We start from the raw sequence: 4,230 nt of genomic DNA, 5'->3' as shown, positions 1-4,230 counted from the left end.
GCGGCAAGTACGAGAACCAGATCCTGCCCACCGGCATGTCCGCAGGCACGCCCCAAGAAGCCCTCGACTGCGCCTGCGACCTCTACCTCAGCCACTGACCCTCGAAGGACTTACAGGCAGAACCACTTAGTTCGGCAGGGTCATCTTCCCGAGAAGGTCGTAATTGGCTCGGCCGTCAAGCGATCCAAGTTACAGGGCGTGCCCCTCGGCAGTTGGCACCCGGAGTAACACGCCCAAGCGGAACGTAGCAGCAGGATTACCGATCGTCTCGGGAATGGGCCGCCTCGGCCGGGTTAGCCCCTGGATTTGGCTGGCCGTGGTCTGGCTCCCGGGCATAATTCTGCCATGCAGATCCGTATCGAGGCATTCGACCTGCCGGGTCGGGAATGCGGGCGGGAACCGGGCTTCCCCGGCTACTGCAACATCCATGTCGGGGTGCAACAGCGCGAGCGCCGCGATGAACTGCTCGGCATGATCCCGGGTGACGCCTCCTCGGCAACCTGGGAGCTGGAGGTGACCGCAACCCGTAGGGAGGCCGGTTGGGATCTGCGTGGCCCGTTCGTGCATGGCAGGCCGGGCGGCCGGTTCGTCTACCTGTCCTGGGGGACGGTCGATGAGGCCAGGGTGTTCTCGATGTTTCGGCGGGCCAAGCTGTGGCTGGACGCGATCCCCGCCGGCGTGCTGGAGGCCGCCGGCGACGGCGGCGTCCTGGTGGCGCGGCTGGGGTTGACCGACGCCAAAGGTCAGCCGTTGTGCGCGTCGGTCCGCCCGCCGTTGGTGGAATGGTCGGCCCTTCCGGGCTGAGGCTCGCTGGCGGTCGGGCCGGCGAGGATGCTGCACACCCGCTCGCCGGCGCAGTCGGCCGGGTCGGTGGCCTGTGCGCGGCGGCGCAGGGCGTGCGGGGCCTGGCGGGCCTGTTCGAGTTCGGCCGGGTGCTGTTCGATACGGGCCAGGTGGTCATCGATCAGGCCGGTGACGTGCTGGCGGGGGGTTGGCCGCTGTCGCGGATGGCCAGGGCGCCGCAGATCTCGGCCAAGGTCAGGCCGGCGGTCTGGACGTCGCGGATGAAGGCTTAACCGGGAGGTGGCCTCCTCGGGGTGGTCGCGGTAGCCCGCGCTGGTGCGGAGCGGCTGCGGCATCAGCCCGGCCTCCTCGTAGAACCGGATGGTCTTGGCGCTCACCCCCGGCTCGGTGAGCTCTTGCGGCACTATGACTCCCACGGCCGCTCTTCATGATCGAGATCTTGGCCGTCCAGATCGTGACAGAACGGGCGTTCCCATGCGCGGCGAGGTACGCGATCGCTACCAGCTCCCATGCACCCCCGGCACCCGGCACTCTCGACAACCCCCGAAAGTCACAGCCGGTAGTCGCTCCCCATCAAACGCACCAGACCCATTTACCGCCGGAACTTACAGCCTGTCCTGGGCGGGCCGCAGCCTCGCCCGGCCCGGCGGTGTCGGGTCAGGCGAGGCGCGTCGATCAAATTCCAGTACAGACCGAAACTCGTTTCACGACTCCGGAATCGTCACGGGCGGGCAGCGGGGGTCGAGCCGCACCTTCGCCAGATCCCGGCCGACGATCGTCCAGGCGTCGAAGGAGCCGGGCTCGAACTGCAACTGCGGATTGGTGTGCCACTCGTCGCCCAGCCCGGTCGCGAGCAGCTTGGCCTCCGATCCGAGTTCGTAAGCGTTGCCCCCGCCGAAAAAGGTGGAGGTGAACACGCGGCCCTGGTGGACCTGCAGTTCGCCGTGTCCCGGTAGCAAGCCCTGGTGCTTGATGGTTCCGGTGGCGGGGTCCAGGGCGATCCAGGCGCCCAGCACGCGCTTGTACACCGCGTACAGCAGCCCTCCGTGGACCTTGAGGTCCTGGAACGTGCGGTGGCCGGGAAGCGGATCGAGTTGCCACACCACCTTGCGCTGCTTGAGGTCGAAGGCGGCGATCGAGGCCGTCGTCTTAGTCGGCGGCGTTCCGCCTCCGCCGAGCACGTCGCCGCCGAGGTAGACGATGCCCCGCGCGGAGTCGACGCTCAGGCTCATCAGGCTCTGGTCGGGGATGACATTCGGGTAGACGTCCATCTTCCCCGTGTCGGGGTCGAGCACCGTCAGGGCGCCCTGCAGCTTCGCGCCGGTCGGGGCGGAGGCCACCAGGATCGTGTCGGTGACGGGGTCGTGCTCGATGTCCCACGGCCGCGACTGGCCATGCCCGATGTAGCCGAGGCCGCGTACCTCGTCGGTGTGTATGTCGATGGAGATGAGCTGGCCGCTCGGATACAGCGCGGCGTAGATCTTGTTCCCCCGCCGCACCATGGCCTTCGGCTCGCCCACCACGCGGATTCTGCGCTTCTCCCCGGTTTGCAGGTCACGCACCTCCACGGCGAAGTGGCCGCCGATGTACAGCGCCCGGTTCGGCACCAGCAGCATGCTCTGGGTCCGCTCGGCGCCGGCCGGGAAGCCCGCGTCGATGAGGTCGACGAACTCGGAGGTCCTGCTCTCCAGATCCAGCCACCACATGCCGCCGCTGCCGGCGAAGCCGATGAGCCGCTGCCCGTCCAGCTTCAGCGCCCGGGTCTCCTCGCCCGGCGAAGGCGGGTCGGCGACCTTGGTCACCGCGTCCTGCCCGGTGCGGTAGCTGTAGACGGCGCCGTCGGGGCGCGAGGTGAGGTAGACCGTGCCGTCAGGGGCCACCTCGAACGCGTCGATGATGCCCACCCCGGCATCGAACTGCCGCCGGTCCGTGCCGTCCTTGCGCACGTCGATCAGCGTGCTTCCGCTCGCCGCGAGCACCCGGTCGCCGTAGAGCGAGACCGTGCCGACGGCCTCGGGCCCCTGGGCCAGCTCCCTGACCGCGCCGCTGACCCGGTCGACGGCCATCAGCTTGGCTTCCTCCAGCAGGCCGGCGTAGGCCGTGGTCTCATCGACCGCGACCGCCCTGACGTAGTGCTCGCCCTGGACCAGCACTCCGTACCTGCGGACCGCGCCCGTCGAGGGGACGTACTCCCAGAGCCGGCCGTCGGAGGAAGTGCCGAGGTAGAGGGTGCCGTCCGGCGCGGCGGCCATGCTCCAGACGAAGCCGCCGTTCGCGCCGAAGGAGTGCAGGTGCGTCACCTGGCCCGTGACCAGGTCGTAGCTGTACAGGTCGGGTACGGGGTAGGTGCCGATGTACAGCTTGCCGCCGGCGACGGCGGTGGCCCAGCCGCCTTCCGGCTCGCCTGCCGCAGGACCGTCCGGCAGCGTCGCGGTACGCGTCACCCTGCGGGTGGCCAGGTCGATCTCGGCCACGACCGGAGGCTTCGGCCCGCGGGAGACCACGTAGGCATGGCCATCATGGACGGTGGCGCCGACGATCGCGCCGGTGATGGAGGCCGGGCCGTAGGTGGCGACGGCCGGAGTGCCGCAGTTCGGTGCTGCCGTCGCCTGCACGGCGGCCGGTGCCGATAAGGCTGGTGTCAACAGGGCGGTTAGGACCATGAGCAGCGCGAGACAGGTTCGCGGCACGGCCGCACCTCCGGGATGTTCAAAGCTGCTTAGTTTTGGTCCAGACCGTAATCTTATGCGCGTGACACGTCAACACCGGACGTCCGACGCCGATCAACACGGTGATCAACCTGATACGTTCACACCAAACCGCAGAATCGTCACCACAAACCGCTCATCTTGATCAGATCGGCGTTTGTTGGCGGGACTGATGCGGTCGATGACCGTCGAGCACCGATGGAAGGTGCCGATCATCGTAGATCAGCATCCGGTCCGTGCATTCAGCGCGGATGGGTGGTGTCCGCGGTGAGTCAGCGTCTTAAGGCCGCGCGCCCCCGAGCTCTCACAAGATCCGCTTCCGCCGGGGTCCCTCAACCCCTCCACAGAGTCGAAGGACCTCGACTTCGCAGTCGAGAGCAACCGGCACTGAGCTTCCCCCTGTTCTCCGGACACTTGACCTGAGGTCACCCTTGATCATCAGGAAGGATGTCCTTCATGCCCGCACCACACCCGCCAGAGTTCCGGCGTCGCGCGGTCGAGCTCGCGCGCCAAGGTGACAAACCGCTCCTCCAACTCGCCAAAGACCTGGGCATCAGCCGGTCATGCCTGCAGAACTGGCCTAGCCTCGATGATTCGTGCGCCCAGCAGAACGGAGGTGAAGCCGTGACGTAGCGGCTGATCGTCTGTTTGTAAGCTCGTCGTCGCTTGCCGGTGGGAGTCCGGTCCGGGTAGCTGCCAGGAGGCCCGGTAGCAGGCT

The 4,230-nt window shown here is 67.8% G+C and carries 4 protein-coding genes; 1 reads left to right on the top strand and 3 read right to left on the bottom strand.

Features of this window, described 5'->3' with window-relative positions; translation table 11 throughout:
* The first annotated feature begins 345 nt into the window (after positions 1–345).
* Positions 346–804 (top strand): DUF5990 family protein, encoded by a 459-nt coding sequence (locus ETD86_RS52860; protein ID WP_138674154.1) that lies wholly within the window; start codon positions 346–348, stop codon positions 802–804.
* Here ETD86_RS52860 and ETD86_RS52855 read toward each other — a convergent pair.
* The 3 genes from ETD86_RS52855 to ETD86_RS59500 all read right to left on the bottom strand — a co-directional run bounded on the left by ETD86_RS52855 (position 744) and on the right by ETD86_RS59500 (position 3,728).
* A complete protein-coding gene (locus tag ETD86_RS52855; protein ID WP_211370893.1) occupies positions 744–1,220 on the bottom strand; it encodes a MerR family DNA-binding transcriptional regulator in 477 nt (158 codons plus the stop codon). The genes ETD86_RS52860 and ETD86_RS52855 overlap by 61 nt on opposite strands.
* A 288-nt stretch (positions 1,221–1,508) precedes the next feature.
* A complete protein-coding gene (locus ETD86_RS52850; protein WP_138674153.1) occupies positions 1,509–3,494 on the bottom strand; it encodes a PQQ-binding-like beta-propeller repeat protein in 1,986 nt (661 codons plus the stop codon).
* Positions 3,495–3,599: 105 nt separating this feature from the next.
* Positions 3,600–3,728, bottom strand: a complete 129-nt coding sequence (locus tag ETD86_RS59500) for a hypothetical protein (RefSeq protein ID WP_281287111.1) — start codon at positions 3,726–3,728, stop codon at positions 3,600–3,602.
* Positions 3,729–4,230: the final 502 nt, after the last annotated feature.

Source organism: Nonomuraea turkmeniaca (assembly GCF_005889735.1).
Taxonomy (GTDB): Bacteria; Actinomycetota; Actinomycetes; order Streptosporangiales; family Streptosporangiaceae; genus Nonomuraea; species Nonomuraea turkmeniaca.
This window is presented reverse-complemented; position numbering and strand designations above follow the sequence as displayed.

Excerpts from the sequence above, each read along its gene's own strand:
- ETD86_RS52860 (WP_138674154.1), top strand. The coding sequence starts at position 346 with ATGCAGATCCGTATCGAGGCATTCGACCTGCCGGGTCGGGAATGCGGG.
- ETD86_RS59500 (WP_281287111.1), bottom strand. The coding sequence starts at position 3,728 with ATGATCGGCACCTTCCATCGGTGCTCGACGGTCATCGACCGCATCAGT.